At 45.3% G+C, this 17,814-nt stretch carries 11 protein-coding genes, 1 pseudogene and 2 other annotated features; of the genes and pseudogenes, 2 read left to right on the forward strand and 10 right to left on the reverse strand.

Annotation, left to right across the window (positions count from 1 at the left end; genetic code table 11):
* From WKT17_RS10935 to WKT17_RS10950, 4 genes and pseudogenes are all read right to left on the reverse strand, one after another.
* Nucleotides 1-206: pseudogene (locus WKT17_RS10935) on the reverse strand (hypothetical protein); the annotation flags it as partial.
* Nucleotides 207-390: 184 nt separating this feature from the next.
* On the reverse strand, nucleotides 391-2,805 hold the full coding sequence (gene leuS, locus WKT17_RS10940; RefSeq protein WP_291683752.1) for a leucine--tRNA ligase: 2,415 nt from the start codon (nucleotides 2,803-2,805) through the stop codon (nucleotides 391-393).
* 44 nt (nucleotides 2,806-2,849) lie between these two features.
* Nucleotides 2,850-3,103, reverse strand: a binding site (T-box leader).
* A 64-nt stretch (nucleotides 3,104-3,167) separates the two neighbouring features.
* Nucleotides 3,168-4,823 (reverse strand): CvpA family protein, encoded by a 1,656-nt coding sequence (locus WKT17_RS10945; RefSeq protein ID WP_330026424.1) that lies wholly within the window; start codon nucleotides 4,821-4,823, stop codon nucleotides 3,168-3,170.
* A gap of 214 nt (nucleotides 4,824-5,037) precedes the next feature.
* Nucleotides 5,038-7,125, reverse strand: coding sequence for an elongation factor G (locus WKT17_RS10950; protein WP_291683756.1), 2,088 nt, complete (start codon nucleotides 7,123-7,125; stop codon nucleotides 5,038-5,040).
* A 192-nt stretch (nucleotides 7,126-7,317) separates the two neighbouring features.
* Between WKT17_RS10950 and WKT17_RS10955 the strand changes: the two genes are divergently transcribed.
* Both WKT17_RS10955 and aroA read left to right on the forward strand, forming a co-directional pair.
* Nucleotides 7,318-8,415 carry a prephenate dehydrogenase/arogenate dehydrogenase family protein gene (locus WKT17_RS10955; RefSeq protein ID WP_340272817.1) on the forward strand — a complete coding sequence of 366 codons (1,098 nt, stop codon included), beginning with the start codon at nucleotides 7,318-7,320 and terminating at the stop codon, nucleotides 8,413-8,415.
* 14 nt (nucleotides 8,416-8,429) lie between these two features.
* Nucleotides 8,430-9,704: a 3-phosphoshikimate 1-carboxyvinyltransferase gene (aroA, locus tag WKT17_RS10960; RefSeq protein WP_291683545.1), complete on the forward strand. Its 1,275-nt coding sequence runs from the start codon at nucleotides 8,430-8,432 to the stop codon at nucleotides 9,702-9,704.
* Nucleotides 9,705-9,762: 58 nt separating this feature from the next.
* Here aroA and queA read toward each other — a convergent pair whose 3' ends face one another.
* The 6 genes from queA to WKT17_RS10990 all read right to left on the reverse strand — a co-directional run bounded on the left by queA (nucleotide 9,763) and on the right by WKT17_RS10990 (nucleotide 17,738).
* Nucleotides 9,763-10,788: a tRNA preQ1(34) S-adenosylmethionine ribosyltransferase-isomerase QueA gene (gene queA / locus WKT17_RS10965; protein ID WP_173749801.1), complete on the reverse strand. Its 1,026-nt coding sequence runs from the start codon at nucleotides 10,786-10,788 to the stop codon at nucleotides 9,763-9,765.
* Nucleotides 10,789-10,869: 81 nt separating this feature from the next.
* Nucleotides 10,870-11,481, reverse strand: coding sequence for a histidine phosphatase family protein (locus tag WKT17_RS10970; RefSeq protein ID WP_291683544.1), 612 nt, complete (start codon nucleotides 11,479-11,481; stop codon nucleotides 10,870-10,872).
* A gap of 13 nt (nucleotides 11,482-11,494) precedes the next feature.
* The gene (pheT, locus tag WKT17_RS10975) at nucleotides 11,495-13,912 is read right to left on the reverse strand and encodes a phenylalanine--tRNA ligase subunit beta (RefSeq protein ID WP_291683543.1); all 2,418 of its coding nucleotides are present in this window, start codon (nucleotides 13,910-13,912) and stop codon (nucleotides 11,495-11,497) included.
* 14 nt (nucleotides 13,913-13,926) lie between these two features.
* Nucleotides 13,927-14,946, reverse strand: a complete 1,020-nt coding sequence (gene pheS / locus WKT17_RS10980) for a phenylalanine--tRNA ligase subunit alpha (RefSeq protein ID WP_291683542.1) — start codon at nucleotides 14,944-14,946, stop codon at nucleotides 13,927-13,929.
* A 59-nt stretch (nucleotides 14,947-15,005) separates the two neighbouring features.
* Nucleotides 15,006-15,244: a binding site (T-box leader), on the reverse strand.
* 29 nt (nucleotides 15,245-15,273) lie between these two features.
* Nucleotides 15,274-16,233: a YihY/virulence factor BrkB family protein gene (locus WKT17_RS10985; protein WP_173749797.1), complete on the reverse strand. Its 960-nt coding sequence runs from the start codon at nucleotides 16,231-16,233 to the stop codon at nucleotides 15,274-15,276.
* A 56-nt stretch (nucleotides 16,234-16,289) separates the two neighbouring features.
* Entirely contained in the window at nucleotides 16,290-17,738 is a 1,449-nt protein-coding gene (locus WKT17_RS10990) for a SpoIID/LytB domain-containing protein (protein ID WP_226853680.1), read from the reverse strand.
* Nucleotides 17,739-17,814: the final 76 nt, after the last annotated feature.

Below are 17,814 nucleotides of genomic sequence, written 5' to 3' on the forward strand. Positions count from 1 at the left end.
GATTGAAATTCCTTATAAAACTCAATAATTATAATTACAGATACAGGAATAAAACAAAGTGTTCTAATAAATTTTCGTCTATAACTTAATTTCCAATAACAAATTTCTATTCCCTTGTCTACTTTTTCACTCATGTCATACCGTTTTGCAAGAAAGAAGCCAATGGTTTCCACAATTACCAGAATAGATATCGCCATCAAGAACATATAAAATCCTCCCTATCTCCCCCCTTGCAAGATAATTTTACCATTCTCTATATTTTTTACCAGTTAAATGTATGTAAAAGATTTTCGGCGCAAATAATGTTTCCACTACCTACGCCATTTCTCATCTTGTCTTGAAATATTTACCCTTTTACAACGCCTTTTCTTTGTAAGAATTTCTTCTCAATTATTTCTGCACAATATTAATTATCTTCTTAGGAACATAAATTTCCTTCACTATATTTCCGGTCAGCTTATCTGCAATCGCCTCTTTTCCTGCTGCAATCGCCTCTTCCTTTGTAGTCTCTGCGCTGATACAAACTACGGCTTTTGTCTTGCCGTTAATCTGTACCGGAACTTCGATTTCATCGTCCTTCATTGCTTCTGCGTCTGCCTTTGGCCACTGGGTGTGGAATACAGAATCCTCATGACCGTATTCCTGCCACAGTTCTTCTGCAATGTGCGGTGCAAACGGCGCCAAAAGCTGAACAAAAGTTTCAATGGTTGCTTTATCGATACCGCCTGTCTTCTTCGCCATATCAATCAGTTTGTTGTTATATTCCATGAATCCGGAAATAACGGTGTTCAGACTGAAGCTTTCCAGACGCTGAGTAATGTCAAATACCAGCTTGTGACGAAGTTTTACCATTTCTTTTGTCTCTGCTACAGCCGCTTCTTTGCTGTCCATAGCCAGTTTCCAGAAACGGTTCAGGAAACGGTAAACACCGTCAATTCCCCGGTCATCCCACTCTGCGTCTAATTCCGGCGGTCCCACAAAGAGTTCGTAAAGTCTCAAGGAATCGCAGCCGTAATCTCTTACCAAATCATCCGGAGAAACTACATTTCCTTTGGATTTACTCATCTTGATACCATTCTTTCCGGTAATCATACCCTGGTTGAACAGTTTCTGGAACGGTTCATCAAAGTCTACCACACCGATGTCATGCAGGAACTTGGTATAGAAACGGGAATACAGAAGATGCAGTACCGCATGCTCTACTCCACCGATATACATATCTACCGGAAGATATTTATCTGCTTTTTCCTTGGATACCAGCGCTTCGTCATTTTTGCTGTCCACATAGCGCAGGAAATACCAGGAAGATCCAGCCCACTGAGGCATGGTGTTGGTTTCTCTTTTTGCCGGAGCGCCGCAGCACGGACAAGTGGTGTTCACCCAGTCTTCAATGCCTGCCAGCGGAGATTCTCCTGTACCTGTTGGTTCGTAAGATTCTACCTCCGGCAGAGTCAGTGGAAGCTGGTCTTCCGGAACGGGTACATTACCACAGTTCGGACAATGGATAATCGGAATGGGCTCGCCCCAGTAACGCTGACGGGAGAATACCCAGTCACGAAGTTTGTAGTTGACCGTCTTGCGTCCAATGCCCATTTTTTCAATCATCACAGGCGCTTCTTTTTTCAGCACTGCGGATTCCATGCCATTCCATTCACCGGAGTTAATCATAGTTCCAGAAGCCTCGGTATACGCTTCTGTCATATTTTCAATTTCTTTTCCGTCTTTGGCAATAACCTGGATAACCGGAATGTTGAATTTGGTTGCAAATTCAAAGTCACGGTCATCATGAGCCGGTACACACATAATCGCGCCGGTACCGTAATCAGCCAGTACATAATCCGACAGCCAGATAGGCATTTTTGCTCCATTTAAAGGATTGACTGCATAGCTTCCTGTAAACACACCTGTTTTCTCTTTATCCTGCAGACGGTCTACATTGGATTTCATGGAAGCGTCGTAAATGTATTTTTCTACGGCTTCTCTTGTCTCATCCGTAGCCAGTTCCTTCGCCATAGCGTGTTCCGGTGCCAGTACCATAAAGGTTGCGCCGTGAAGGGTATCCGGTCTTGTGGTGTAAACAGTGATTTTTTCTTCTCTTCCTTCTACCGGGAAGTCTACTTCTGCACCATAGGATTTTCCAATCCATTCGGCCTGCATTTTCTTTACTTTTTCCGGCCAGTCCAGTTTGTCCAGGTCATCTAAAAGACGGTCTGCATATTTGGTAATTCTCAGCATCCACTGACGCAGGTTTTTCTTGGTAACTTCAGAACCACAGCGTTCACATTTGCCGTTTACCACTTCCTCGTTGGCCAAACCTGTCTTACAGGAAGGACACCAGTTAATTGGGAATTCCTTTTCATAAGCCAGGCCTTCTTTAAACATTTTTACAAAAATCCACTGCGTCCATTTATAGAAAGCAGGGTCTGTAGTATTGACTTCTCTGTCCCAGTCATAAATAGCAGCAATGTCGTTAATCTGTCTTTTAATGTTTGCAATATTGTCTGCCGTAGATTTCGCCGGGTGGACTCCCATTTTAATGGCATAGTTTTCTGCCGGAAGACCGAAAGCATCCCAACCCATAGGGTGAATCAGGTAATATCCCTGCATCATTTTGAAGCGGCTCCACACGTCAGAGATTACATATCCTCTCCAGTGTCCTACATGAAGTCCGTTTCCTGACGGATATGGAAACATATCCAGACAATAATATTTTGGTTTGTTTCCGTCCTCTACGTTGACTGGGTGTTCCTCCCAGTTTTTACGCCATTTCTGTTCAATCGCCTTATAATTATAAGGTACTGCCATAATTTCTTCCTCCTTCACATCAAAAAATGCCCTTCCGTCTCCTCTTTAGAGACGAAAGGGCTAATATTCCGTGGTACCACTCTAATTCGCAGACTCTTTTGCGTCTGCGCACTCCTTTTTCTGTAACGGGAAATCCCGCCCGTATCTACTTGTGACTGTTTGGGTCTGTTCAATCCGGGAACTCCGAGGCGAGTTGGGAATCCTGCATACCTGCCTTGCACCACCCGGCAGCTCTCTTTCTCTTCGTTTTCCACGTTTCTATGCGGTGTTTCTTAATACTCCTCTTCAACGCTTTTCCTTATAAAGCTATTACACATTTTACCCAGTGATTGCCCTTTTGTCAACCCCTGCACGCCTTTTTTCTACTCCTGTTCCTCTTCTCCCATGGAAACAACGGAGCACACCGTATTTCCGGGCAGGAAACTAAGGCTTAGGGTATCTCCCGGATTATAAGCAATCACCTCCGGAAACTCGGTAACCGGAATATCAAAAATCAGCGTGCCTTCCAGTTTCTGAGCCCCTTCCTCTGGAGGAGTAAGGACCAAATCCGTATCATCAAAGGTCACATAAAAGTGTGAATTTCCGTCAAGAACAGCCTGGGCAATTTTTTCAATCTTTCCGGTAACTTTATATGCCTCCTCTGTCTTTCCCTTTGTACTTTCACCACCGTCTGCTTCCAGCAGTTTTTCATAATTTTTTTCACACTCTTCCACCGTATCTCCAATGGCCACCGTCTGATATTTCTGAACATTCACCATGGCATACTTTTTCACCAGGCCCGCTCCATCCTTTAAGGCTATAAAGTACGTCGGCTGGTCGGAAATGTTCAGAAGAAGCGGAAAAGCCGCCTCATATTTCAGGTTCTGCACCTGTCCTTCCGCAGAGTCCATGGCAGAACGCTCCTGAGCGCCGTCACACACATAATACCGGGTTTCCATCGTTCTCTGATTCATCAGCACAAAACCTACATTGGACTTGTCACCGCTGACCGAGGTCACGCCTGTGTACACCCACACATCATCCTCTAAGGCCAGGTAGTTAAATCCGTCTGTGGTTTTCAGACATCCCTTCTGTCCCAGAATGCTGTTAAAAAATCCGTTTTTCAGCATACCGTGGTAATTATACAGTTCCAGAAGAAGGTCCGAAGGATAGGCCCGGTCCACCCACTGAGGGCAGTCCTCGATTTTGTATTCTGTCGTTTCTCCTGTCTGAGCATTACACAGTATGACTTTTCCAATAGTCTGACCGCCGAAAAGCCCAATATTAAATTTTTTCACCGGACAAATCCAGTAAGGTGTACCATCGTCATCAATCTCAAAACTCAACTGGTCAAACATATAAGTGGGATACTGGAATCTCAGATGACGGTAAATATTTCGGTTAAAGTATTCCGATTCCGAATATTTAATGGGCTTATCCAGCTTTACCAGTTCCGTATCCTGGGTTGCCATATCAATGCGGATATAAGCTGGAATCCCCTCTTTCTGATTTGTCAGCCATTTAATTCCGTTGGCGTAAACCAAAGGGGAGACACGATAAGGCTGTCCCTGGTAATTAATCTGGGAATACAGACTGCTCACCTCAAACTGTGACACCATGTCCACCATACTTCCCATTTTTCTGTTTCCCAGAAGTTCTGCCGACTCCTTATCCAAAAGGGGAATCTGGTCATAACTGATTTCTTTAATATCTTCTGCAAAATCCCGTTCTTCGGGTGTTACCAGCTTTTGGTATTTCTTTGCATTGATAATAGGGGATGACAAAAGAGCCCCTGCCCCATATACCACTGCAATAGCCAGAATCACAAAGATTCCTCCCTTTAGCACCTTGTTGGTCCGCAGTTCCTGCACACTGGAAATCCGCTTTTTGAATCCATACAGCACCAGCACTGCCACAACCAGGGCTCCCAGAAAGAACCAGAAACCGCTTTCGTGAATGTTGACTGCCGGCAAGGTGACATAGTAATACAAAAATGCCAGAACCAGAAGCGTCAAACCTGCTGCAATTTTCTTTTTCATAGTTTTACCATACCTTTCCAAGCAGATTTTTCTGCTTTGTTCCTCATTGTAGCATGCCTGGCACACAGTTTCAACAATCCGGGGGCAAGTTCCTATAAAGGTTACATAAAGATGACCGAATTTTACAAGACTCTCCTTTAGAAAGCGTTCACGTCAAACGGGACTGCCTCAGCAGCCCCGTTTTTACAATATCACTTCTGTTTTTTGTTGTTTTCTATTCCTCTTCTGCCTTTGCGCGGGCTTCAATTTCTCTTTCCTGAATATCAGAAGGCGCCTGTTCATAGCGGGCAAATTCATAGGAGAATAATCCGCTTCCGCCTGTCATGGAACGCAGGTCTGTGGAGTATCCGTAAATGGACAGCATAGGAACGTCTGCTTCTACAATGGTATTGCCCTTATGTGCAGGGTCTGGATTCATGCCGAGCACACGGCCTCTTCTCTTGTTTAAATCCCCCATCACATCACCAGTGAATTTATCCGGTACACTGACTTTCATAGAAACAATAGGTTCCAGAAGAATGGGAGACGCTTCCATAAATCCTTTCTTAAATGCCTGAATGGCAGCAGTCTTAAATGCCATTTCGGAAGAGTCTACCGGGTGGTAAGAACCATCATACAGCGTAGCTTTCACACCCACTACCGGATATGCAGCAACCGGGCCTCTTAACACAGATTCCTGAATACCTTTTTCCACTGCTGGGAAGTAGTTCTTGGGAACTGCGCCGCCAACAACAGTCTGTTCAAATACATACGGTGTTTCCAAATCACCGGAAGGTTCAAAAGTCATTTTCACATGACCGTACTGACCGTGACCGCCGGACTGTTTTTTATACTTGTATTCTACATCTGCTTTTTTACGGATGGTTTCTTTGAAAGGAACCCTGGGCTCAGAAAGCACAATGTCTACTTTGTAACGTTCTTTCAGCTTGCTGACTACAATATCCAGGTGCTGCTCGCCGATACCGTACAGCAGGGACTGATGATTCTGGGAATCGTTTACTGCTTTCAAAGTCAAATCTTCCTGCATCATCTTGGACAGCGCCTGAGACACCTTATCCTCATCACCTTTGTTTACGGTTTTATAGCGTTTATAAGTATAAGGAACGGAAAGTTCTGTTTTTCCGTAAAGGATAGGGGTATTTTTTACTGCCAGAGTATCTCCGGTTGCCACTGTATTTAATTTGGCAATGGCTCCGATATCACCTGCATGCAGTTCCGGCACTTCTATGGATTTGGAACCTTCCAATACATACAGCTTATTCAGTTTCTCTTCCGTTTCTTTTCCCGTATTGTACAGCGTGTCATCACCCTTGATAACACCGGAGCAGACTTTGATAAGCGAATATTTACCCAGGAAGGGGTCTACAATGGTTTTAAATACATAGGCAGATTTTGCCTTTGTAAAGTCATAATTTGCCTGATAAATTTCGTTTGTCTTTGTGTTCATACCGGCACAGGCTTTCTGATCCGGACTTGGGAAATAGCCGCAGATGTCATCTAACAGATTGGCTACACCCTGAATGTTTATGGCAGAACCCATACACACCGGAACAATGCTGCCGTCTGAAATGTTTGTTTTTAAGGCAGCGGAAACTTCAGCTACGGAGAAGGCTTCTCCTGCAAAATAACGGTCCATAAATTCTTCACTGATTTCTGCTACGGATTCCATCAGCGTTTCGTGGTATTTCTCCAGATATTCCTCCAGATATTCCGGTACCGGGCATTCCTTCTTCTGCCCTCTTTCAATGTATCTGCGGCCTGCCTGTTTCACGATGTTGACATAGCCCACAAATTTGCCGTCCTCACGGATAGGCATGTGAAGAGGTGCGATTTTCTTACCGTAAAGTTCAGTCAAATCTTCTACCACCTGACGGTAACTGACATCATCCATATCCATCTCTGTCACAAAGAACATTCTGGGAAGATTGTATTTCTCACACAATTCCCATGCTTTCTGGGTTCCCACCTGAATGCCGCTCTTTCCGGAAACCACAATAATTGCAGCATCGGCTGCTGCCACCGCTTCTTCCACTTCCCCCACAAAGTCGAAGTATCCCGGTGTATCCAATACATTAATCTTTACTTTTCCCCATTCAATGGGAACTACAGATGTCGTAATAGAGAATTTTCTCTTTATCTCCTCTTTATCATAATCACTGACGGTGTTTCCATCTGTCACTTTCCCCAAGCGGCTTGTAATACCTGATAAATAAGCCATTGCCTCTGCCAGACTTGTTTTTCCGGCACCCCCATGGCCGAGCAGGACCACATTTCTAATTCTGTCGGTTCTAAAAACGTCCATATGTAATACCTCCCAAATTTATTATGTGTATATTTTACTAAAAATCTTTCAAAGTTTCAAGTATTTTATTCAAATTAAACAAGTTATTTTGTTTTTTCGCTTTAACGCGCGAAATCATTGACTTTTTCTCTCACCTGTCATAAAATGATACTGTTTGACAGGATATTTATAAGATAGAAGGAGTTAAAATACATGGAAACCACAACCATTGGTTTTATCGGTCTGGGGCTTATCGGCGGCTCCATTGCCAAAGCAATACGAAAATTTCACCCGGAATATCAGATTCTGGCTTATAATCGTACAAAAGATGTGCTGGAGGACGCAGTCTTTGACGGCATTGTAGATATTGCCTGCACGGAACATGACACCCGCTTTGCCCTCTGTGACTATATCTTCCTCTGTGCTACAGTGGACTACAATCTGGAGTGCCTCCCCTGGCTGAAGCAGACCATTCGCCCGGGATGTATTCTCACAGATGTGGGCAGTGTAAAAGGAGAAATTCACAAAAAAATTACAGCGCTTGAAATGGCGGGAAATTTCATTGGCGGACATCCCATGGCAGGAAGTGAGAAAACGGGATATGAACATTCCACGGACCATCTTATTGAAAATGCCTACTATATACTCACCCCTTCCGAAGAAGTGGGACTGGACAAAATCGGCAGATACACCGAACTGGTTTCCTCTATCGGCTCTCTGCCCATGATTCTCACCTGGGAGGAGCACGACTACATTACCGCCTGTGTCAGCCATCTGCCTCACATTGTGGCCGCCTCTCTTGTGAATGTGGTACAGAAGCTGGATTCTCCTCTGGAACACATGAAAACCATTGCGGCGGGAGGTTTTAAGGACATCACCAGAATTGCCTCTTCCTCCCCTCACATGTGGCAGCAAATCTGTCTGGAAAATCCGGAACACATTTCCAAAGTTCTGGACGAATACATCCGTCTCATTGTGCAGGCCAAGTACCTGGTAGACCAAAAAGATGCGGATGGACTGTATGATATGTTTGCAAACTCCAGAGATTACCGCAATTCCTTCAGTGACGCCCCCAGCGGTCCTCTGAAGAAGTCCTTTACCCTGTACTGCGATGTGGTAGATGAGACAGGGGCTATTGCTACCATTGCCACCATTCTCTCCATGAACAGTATCAGCATTAAAAATATCGGAATTCTTCACAACCGGGAGTTTGAAGACGGGGTTCTGAAAATTGAATTTTATGATGAGGAAGCCCAGAAGCAGGCGGTAGAACAGTTGAAGAAACGAAATTACATCATTTATGAAAGATAAACAGGAGGTGGCCTATGAGGTTTACAAAATCAGCGCCCTTAAAAGGCGAAATTACGGTTCCGGGAGATAAATCCATTTCTCACCGGGCTATTATGCTGGGTTCTCTTTCTGAGGGTACTACGGCTGTTACCAATTTTCTGGAAGGTGCGGACTGCCTCTCTACCATAAATTGTTTCTGCAGCATGGGCATTGAGATTTCCCGAACGGAAAGTGAAATTCTCATACACGGCAGGGGACTTCACGGACTTCTGGCGCCTGCTTCTGTCCTGAACGTAGGGAACAGCGGAACTACCATGCGCCTGCTGTCCGGTATTCTGGCAGGACAGAACTTCACAACGGAACTGACCGGAGATGCTTCTATTCAGAAACGACCTATGGCCCGGGTTATCACACCGCTGACTTTCATGGGCGGCTCTGTGGAAAGTCTGCGCGGCAATGGCTGCGCTCCTCTTTGCATTACCGGAAAACACTTAAAAGGCATTCACTACCAATCTCCCGTCAGTTCCGCACAGGTGAAATCCTGCGTACTTCTGGCCGGACTTTATGCAGAAGGAGAAACTACGGTGACAGAACCTTTCCTCTCCAGAAACCATTCCGAACTTATGCTGCGTTCCTTTGGAGCCGAAATTTTCAGTGAAGGAACAACAGTTTCTATACAGCCGGAGCCAAAGCTTACAGGACAGAAAGTAGTTGTTCCGGGCGATATTTCTTCGGCAGCGTACTTTATTGCGGCGGCTCTTCTCATCCCCGGCTCAGAACTGCTGATTAAAAATGTGGGAATCAATCCTACCCGTGACGGGATTTTGAAGGTCTGCGCGCAAATGGATGCGGATATCCAGGTTTTAAATCCGCGTGTTCAGTGCGGCGAGGACGTGGCTGATTTGCTGGTGAAACACAGTTCTTTAAAAGGTACGGTCATCGAAGGAGCTCTGATTCCTACTTTGATTGATGAATTGCCTGTTCTGGCCGTTCTGGCCGCCTTTGCCGAGGGCACGACCATGATTCGGGACGCACAGGAATTGAAGGTAAAGGAGTCCAATCGGCTGGATATTATGGTACATCACTTGTCTGCTATGGGAGCTGACGTTGTACCTACTGAAGACGGTATGATCATTACAGGCGGCAAAACACTTTATGGAGCTGTTCTGGACAGTCATCTGGACCACCGTATTGCCATGGCTTTTGCCATTGCAGGCATGGCGGCAGAGGGAGAAACAGAGATTACCAGGGCAGACTGTGTGAATATCTCCTATCCGGGGTTTTATAAAGACCTGGAGAAGCTGGCATAGAAAAAGGGAAAGAAAAAGCGAAGGACTCTGCAAACTGTAAAGCCCCTCGCTTTTTTCTTTATTCTATCAGCATCGCATCTCCAAAACTAAAGAACCGATACCGCTCCTTCACGGCTTCCTCATAAGCCGCCATAATATGGTCTTTCCCAGCCAACGCGGAAACCAACATCAAAAGTGTGGATTCCGGAAGATGGAAATTAGTAATCAGGGCATCTATCATCTTAAACTGATATCCCGGATAAATGAAAATTTCCGTCCAGCCGCTTTTGGCCTGGAGCATTCCGTTTTCATCTGTGGCAGACTCCAGAGTTCTGCAACTGGTAGTGCCCACAGAAATCACTCGTCCCCCATTTTTTTTCGTATCATTAATGAGTTTCGCCTGCTCTTCTTCTACCACATAAAACTCGGAATGCATATGATGTTTCTCCACATCATCTACCTTTACAGGCCGAAAGGTTCCAAGCCCCACATGAAGCGTCACATGGGCGATGTTTACTCCCATATCCTGGATTTGCTGCAGCAATTCTTTCGTAAAGTGAAGTCCCGCAGTAGGAGCCGCAGCGCTTCCTTCGTTTTTTGCATAGACGGTCTGGTAGCGCTCTTTATCCTGCAGCTTATGGGTAATATAAGGAGGCAGGGGCATCTCACCCAGCTGATCCAGTATTTCTTCAAAGATCCCCTCATAGGAAAACTGAATGAGACGGTTTCCCTCTTCTACAATATCCAGCACTTCTCCGATTAAAAGTCCATCTCCGAAGCTGATTTTTGTGCCCGGCTTTGCTTTTTTACCGGGTTTTACCAAAGTTTCCCAGATATTGTTCTCTTTTCTCTTTAAAAGAAGAATTTCAATTCCTGCATCTGTGCCTATTTTACTTCCGTACAGGCGGGCAGGAATTACACGGGTGTCATTAATCACCAGACAGTCTCCAGGCTTCAGATAATGCACAATATGCTTAAAATCTGTATGCTGGATTTCTCCGCTCTTTTTGTCCAAATGCATCAGCCTGGAAGAAGAACGGTCCACCAAAGGGTCCTGGGCAATCAATTCTTCAGGTAAATCATAATAAAAATCTGCTGTTCTCATGGCTTACTTCCCTTCTTGTATAAAATGCCGCAAAAATATCATAAGAAAAGACTGCTACGCCGCAGTCTCTTCCAAGTTCTCTTAAATCCTATTATAATATACCACATCTTCTGCCAGAAGTATAGCCTTGTTTTCCTTTATTTCTACAATGTTGGCACAGCAGTTGGGCGGCACGCACCCGTGCCAGAAATTTTCTATACCGGCGTCTTCATACACATTCTGCAAAAGTGCTCTTACCATACAGCCGTGGGCTGTAATCAGAATGGTTTTGTCCTGCAGGTCTTCTCTGGCAGTCAGTTCCTTCCAGAAATCTTTTGCTCTGGCACAGGCCTGAACAATTTCTTCGCCGCCTTTTGGTGCCTGATATACCTCAGTATGATGAAAAAAATTATCCAGCATATCCTGAGGCAGAAGGGCAGATTCTCTGCCCTCCCATTCTCCAAAAGAAATTTCCCGAATTCTGGCGTCCTCATACACCGGCACCTGGCGATCCCTCAGGATATACATGGCTGTGTCTTTTGCCCGCTTTAAAGGGCTGGTAAAACAGCAGGCAAATGGAATCTCTTTTAATGCCTCTGCCGTCTGTTTTGCCATTTCAATACCCTTTTCATTCAGATTGGTATCCGACACCCCCTGCAGTCTTTTCTGCACATTCCATTCTGTCTCTCCGTGACGGATAATATATAATTTCATGTATGGACTCCTTTTATTTACGCAGTTCGATTCCCAAACCTTCCAGTCCGTTAAGAATCTTCTTCATCGCTGCATTTACATCTGCGTCTTCCAGTGTTCTGTCTTTTGCACGGAAGGTTACAGAGTAAGCAACGGATTTATAGCCGCTCTTAATCTGGCTTCCTTCGTAAATATCAAAAAGCTGATAACTCTCCAGAATCTTGCCGCCTCTTTGGGCAATAATCTGCTCAATCTGTCCGGCCAGCACCTCTTTCGGCACGACCATACTGATATCACGGCTGACTGCCGGGAATTTCGCAATGCCTTCATATTTTCTGTCAAAGGTTGCATATTCCAGAATTGCCGGAATATCCAATACAGCCACATAAGCCTTTTCTCCGATTCCATAAGAAGCAGCTACCGTTGGATGTACCTCGCCCATGTAACCGACAACGGTTCCGTCATAAATAATTTCTGCCTGACGTCCCGGGTGCAGGAACGGCTTTCCAGCCTTCGGATTGTATTCTTCTTTCTTATGCATACCAATTTTATCCAGGAATTCCTCTACCACGCCTTTCATGGAGAAGAAGTCTCCTGCGCCATACATACCCAGAGTAAACATCATGCGCTCTTCCGGAAGCTCCGTAAGAGGCAGGCTCTCTGGCAGGTAAATATTTCCTAATTCATACAAACGCACATCTTTGTTTCTTCTCTTGTAGTTGGTTCCCAGAGAAGTCAGCATACCGTTTAAGGAAATGGTTCTCATAATGCTGAAATCTTCTCCCAATGGGTTGGAAATCACAATGGCTTTTCTCAGTTCATGGTTTTCCGGAATCAGCAGCTTATCAAATACCTTCGGACTCTCAAAAGAATAGCAGTATCCCTGTGAAAAGCCGTTGAATTCTGCCATATCTCTGGCTACCTGCTCAATACGCAGCTTAAAAGGCAGTTTTCCTGTCGTAGCCTCTCCCCTTGGAAGGGTGGTTGGAATATTGTCATAGCCGTAGAAACGCGCCACTTCCTCTGCCAAATCTGCCATGCGGAAAATATCGTGGCGGAACGTAGGAGCAACAATTTCATTTGCAGCTGCATCGTATACCAGTTCTACTTTTTCCAGATATTCCAACATCTGCTCCTTTGTCAAATCCGTACCCAGAAGGTCATTGATTTTTTCCGGATCAAAAGCCACTCTTACGGGTTCTTTCTTTTTAGAGTAAACGTCTACCATACCGCCTACCACTTCACCGCAGCCACATTCTTCAATCAGCTGGCAGGCTCTGTCAATGGCTGCCTGTGCATTGTTAGGGTCTAAGCCCTTTTCAAATTTACCGGAAGCGTCTGTACGAAGTCCCACTTTTTTGCTGGAAAGACGAATATTTACGCCATCAAAGCAAGCCGCTTCCAGAAGTACGGCAGAGGCATTTTCGGTAATCATAGAATTTTCACCGCCCATAATACCAGCAATGCCAACCGGTTTCTTGCCGTCGCAAATCATCAGTACGGATTCATCTAAGGTGCGTTCCTGTCCGTCCAGAGTTACGAATTTTTCGTCTTTTTGAGCACGGCGGACAACGATTTCCTGATTTTCAATGGTCGCCATGTCATAGGCATGCATAGGCTGTCCAAACTCTTCCATAACATAATTGGTAATGTCTACAAAGTTGTTAATAGGGCGAATACCATTGGCAGCCAGACATCTCTGCATCCATTTTGGAGAAGGTCCGATTTTTACGTTTTTTACCACTCTCGCACAGTAACGGGAGCACAAATCTGTATCTTCTACACGAACTTTGATATAATCGTGAGCGTCTTCGCTGTTTCCCTTCACCTCCACAACCGGCGGCTGGAAGTTCTTCCCAAAAGTTGCTGCAGCCTCTCTTGCAATTCCGATAACGCTGTAGCAGTCTACACGGTTAGAAGTGATTTCGTATTCAAAAACCACATCGTCCAAACCAAGCGCATGAATGGCACTGCTGCCTACCTCTGCATCTTCCGGGAAAATGTAAATGCCGTTTTCCGGTGCTTCCGGGTAAAATTCTGTAGTAGAACCCAGTTCTTCAATAGAGCACATCATACCGCAGGACTGGATTCCTCTCAACTTTCCGGTCTTGATTTTGATTCCTCCCGGTGTCTTTTTCCCATCATGGCCGCCTGCCACACGTCCGCCATCTAAAACTACAGGAACCTTATCTCCTTCTTTTACGTTTGGCGCACCCGTGACAATCTGAATGGTCTCGGCTCCGATATTCACCTGGCAAATAATCAGTTTATCTGCGTCCGGATGTCTCTCGATTTTCTCAATCTGTCCGATTACAATTTTTTCCAAATCCGCGTCCAGCTTTTCAAAGCCTTCCACCTTTGTTCCTGATAACGTCATTGCGTCTGTATATTCCTGAGCCGTAATGTCCAAATCAGGCACATATTTTTTAATCCATGATAAAGATGTATTCATTCTTCTCTCTCCTCCTAGAACTGACGTAAGAATCTTGTGTCGTTTTCATACAGCAAACGCATATCGTCAATTTCGTATTTCAGCAGCGCGATACGTTCCAGCCCCACACCAAAGGCAAAACCGGTGTACTCTTCCGGGTCAATGCCGCACATTTCCAGTACATGAGGATGTACCATACCACAGCCTAAAATTTCAATCCAGCCGGAACCTTTACAAAAACGGCAGCCCTTTCCACCGCATTTGAAACAGGAAACGTCCACCTCTGCGCTTGGCTCTGTAAATGGGAAATGATGCGGACGGAATTTCGTCTTTGTCTCCGGTCCGAACAATTCTTTGGCAAACTCTTCCAGAGTTCCCTTTAAATCTGCAAAAGTAATGTGTTTGTCAATTACCAGTCCTTCAATCTGGTGGAAGGAAGGAGAATGGGTAGCATCTACCTCGTCAGAACGGAACACTCTTCCCGGTGCAATCATACGGATAGGCAGTTTTCCTTCTTCCATAACACGGGCCTGTACCGGAGAAGTCTGGGTACGAAGCACAATGTTTTTGTTAATGTAGAAAGTATCCTGCTCATCTTTTGCCGGATGTCCCTCCGGAATATTCAGTTTTTCAAAGTTGTATAAGTCGTATTCCACTTCCGGACCTTCTACCACTTCATACCCCATACCAATAAAGATTCTCTCTACTTCTTCCAAGGCAATGGTATTTGGATGTCTGTGTCCCACTTCCATTTTCTTTGCGGGAAGGGTAACATCAATGACTTCCTCTTTCAATTTTTGTTCCAGAGCAGCTGCTTCCAGTTTCTTCTTGGTTTCTTCCAAAAGTTCTTCAAGTTCTGCTCTTGTCTCATTAACCCACTGTCCAACCTTTGGTCTTTCTTCGGCAGCTACATCCTTCATACCCTTTAATACAGCTGTCAGTTCTCCTTTTTTTCCTAAAAATGCAACACGCACTTCGTTTAATTTGTCCAGGCCATCTGATTCCTGAATGCGCTTGCGGGCTTCCGCTTGAATACGCTGTAATTTTTCTCTCATGATATTCTCCCTTCTGTATCATAACAAAGCCATTTTATGAAACAAAAAAACTCCGCCCCAAAAGGGACGAAGTCAAATTCCGTGGTACCACCCTTGTTCCTGTCAAAACAATCAACAGGCACTCGTATCTGTTTAACGCACAGTCACGTCATTTCTTACTCTTCCGCTTATACAGAATTTAGGAAATGCAACTCCGGTGGGAACTTCAATATCTGTCTGAACTGAAGAGAGCTTTCAGCCGATGACTCTCCTTCTCTGGCAGGAAACAAATATCTACTTACACTTTCCTTGTCTTTGTCATATCTGACCTATATTGTAGCCACTTTCTCAGTTTCTGTCAAGAATTTCTTTTTTCTTTTCTGTTCCTTCTCCGGCAGCTGCCTTTTTCTCCGGCTCTTCTTCCTCCTCCGACCTGGTCAGCTGATAATATTCCCGCCGTATGGCTTCTCTGGCTGCATCATGAACCCTGCGAAATTTTTCTTCAAAATAATGGTTTATCTGCGCCCCAATCATCACAAACATCATACAGAAATACAGCCACAGCAGAACCAGCACAATGGTGGTCATACTTCCGTACATATTGGTAGCGCCGTTGTAAACGTCAATGTAAATAGAAAAACAAAAAGAAAATCCGGACCAACACAAAGAAGAAAATACGGCTCCCGGAAACTGGCTCCAGAAGGTCGCTTTTCTGTTTGGAATAAATTTATATATCAGCAGGAAAACCAGACACAACATGCTTAAGGTAATCACCACACGCATACTGATAATCATTCCCACCAGCTTATCCAGAAACGGAAGGCGCTTACTCAGTTCTCTCTGCAGACTGTTTCCAAAAACCTGCAGCGTCAGGGTCAATACAATAGCAAGGACAAACACCAGCGTATAAAAGACTGCACGGATTCTGGTTACAATATAATTACGGGTCTCTTCCACCTGATAAATACAGTTGAATCCATTGGTTAAAGCCTGAATCCCCTTACCGGCAGACCACATAGCCATAACTGCGGAAACAGGCACAACACCCAGAGACTTTTCATAGACCTCGCCTACAATGCCCCGGATAAAACTGTCAAAATTTTCCGGACATATCTGCATTACAGCCTGTATCACTTCTTCTCTTGTCAAAGGAGTATACTTTACAGAGGTCATCAAAAGCAGCATAAAAGGGATAAAGGAAAGTATAATAAAATAAGCGGCCTGAGCTGCGTAGGCTGTAGTATGATTTCTGCTCATGCTGTTTGTAAAGCCTATAACGGTATCCACCGCTTTTCTGAATCGTTTCATACAGACTCCCCTCTGTTCCTTTTCACACAATTTCGCCAATTATATCACGAATCTGCTCACTTGACAACCTGGTTCAAATTTCCGATTTCAATATCTTTGTAAAAATACTGCAGAATTTCCTCCCAGTTTTTCCCCTGGGCAGCCATGCCTTTCGCGCCGTTCTGGCTCATACCCACACCATGTCCGTAACCTCCGCCGCTTATCTCCCATCCCTCTGTCACACCTTCCGTATTCTTCTGCTCCTGCAAATCAAAATAAGCGCTGGGCAAAAGCGTACCTCCCCTGGCCTCAGAACCATCCTGCCGAATAATGGTTGCTCCTACAGGCGCCAGCAGAGAACGGATGTCATATTCGCTGCGGCACTCTTTTATGCCTTTATCTGTATGGACAGCCAGCTTCAGAACGGCATCTCCCTCTCCTTTCTCCCGGATTTCCAATGCCTCTACGGCTTTTACCTCCGGATAAAGCTTCTGCACATTTGACAAAACGGTTTCTTTTGCCACAGATACCTTCCATTTGTACCAGGGTTCTGCTGCATCATAACTGCATGCCACACTCTGCAGATAAGAGGAGGGGGCAGAAGCCTCCCATACCTCGTCCGTACTGGTCTTTCCGTGAGAGGTAGAAAAATAATAGGCGCAGATGGGCGCCCCGTCACTCAGCAGAATCTTTCCCGCCGTGTTTTCTACTGCTTTGGTACTGCTCTCCGCCTCCGGGCTGTTCTGATACACCTGAAAGGCCACACTGTCGTCTACCTGCGCGCCCAAATCCTCCAGCTTGCTTTCCTGCATCTGTACACTGGCATAGGTACGGGCGCAGACCGCCTGGGCTTTCAGCGCCTCCTCCGGATAGGATGCAGGCATTTCACTGGGAACCACACCGCAGAGGTACTCTTCCAGGGGCAGCGTATTTACCATACGCAGCCCCTTCTCTTCCCGGTATACTGTCAAACTGCCGCGATACCGGGGGTTTCCCTGGCCCCGTTCTATGGAAAGCAGCTCTATCCGGCTGTCTTCTTCTAAAGGCTTCAGGGACAAAGTTCCATCCGAAATCTGCGGGCTGTCTGCATCCAAAGTCAGAATTTCCCCATCGGGAATCTGTTGAGACTCTGCCCCTTCCAGTTCATAATTCCCGTGCACTTTCAAAGAAATCTGTTCATGAAAATAGCTTTGATACCCTGACGTCATGAGCAGTACCTTGATGTCCGGTCCTTTTCCATAGGTTTCCTGCACATCTGCGGCGGCCGACTGTGTCTGCTGACTGTCTTCCTGTGCTGTCTGTTCCTGCTGCTTTTGTGCATGCTCTTCTTCAGCCTGCTGTTCAGGCTGAAATTTTGTCCCTGCGCTTGCCCATTCATTCTCCCTTAAAGCATACTCCTTCAGAATTTCTTTCCCGGCATTTGCTTGCTTCTCTCCCGCCTTTCCTGCACACCACACAATCAAAATTCCTACCAGAGCAGCTCCGATAATCAGGAGTTTCCATTTTAATTTTTCTTTCCAGTTCATATTCCTAATATATGTGGGAAATTCCTTTTCCATACGCCAGAAAGGGTCCCGATTTCGGAACTCTTTCTTTTTTGCT

The organism is Blautia sp. HCN-20427, from assembly GCF_037890365.1.
Taxonomy (GTDB): Bacteria; Bacillota; Clostridia; order Lachnospirales; family Lachnospiraceae; genus Blautia.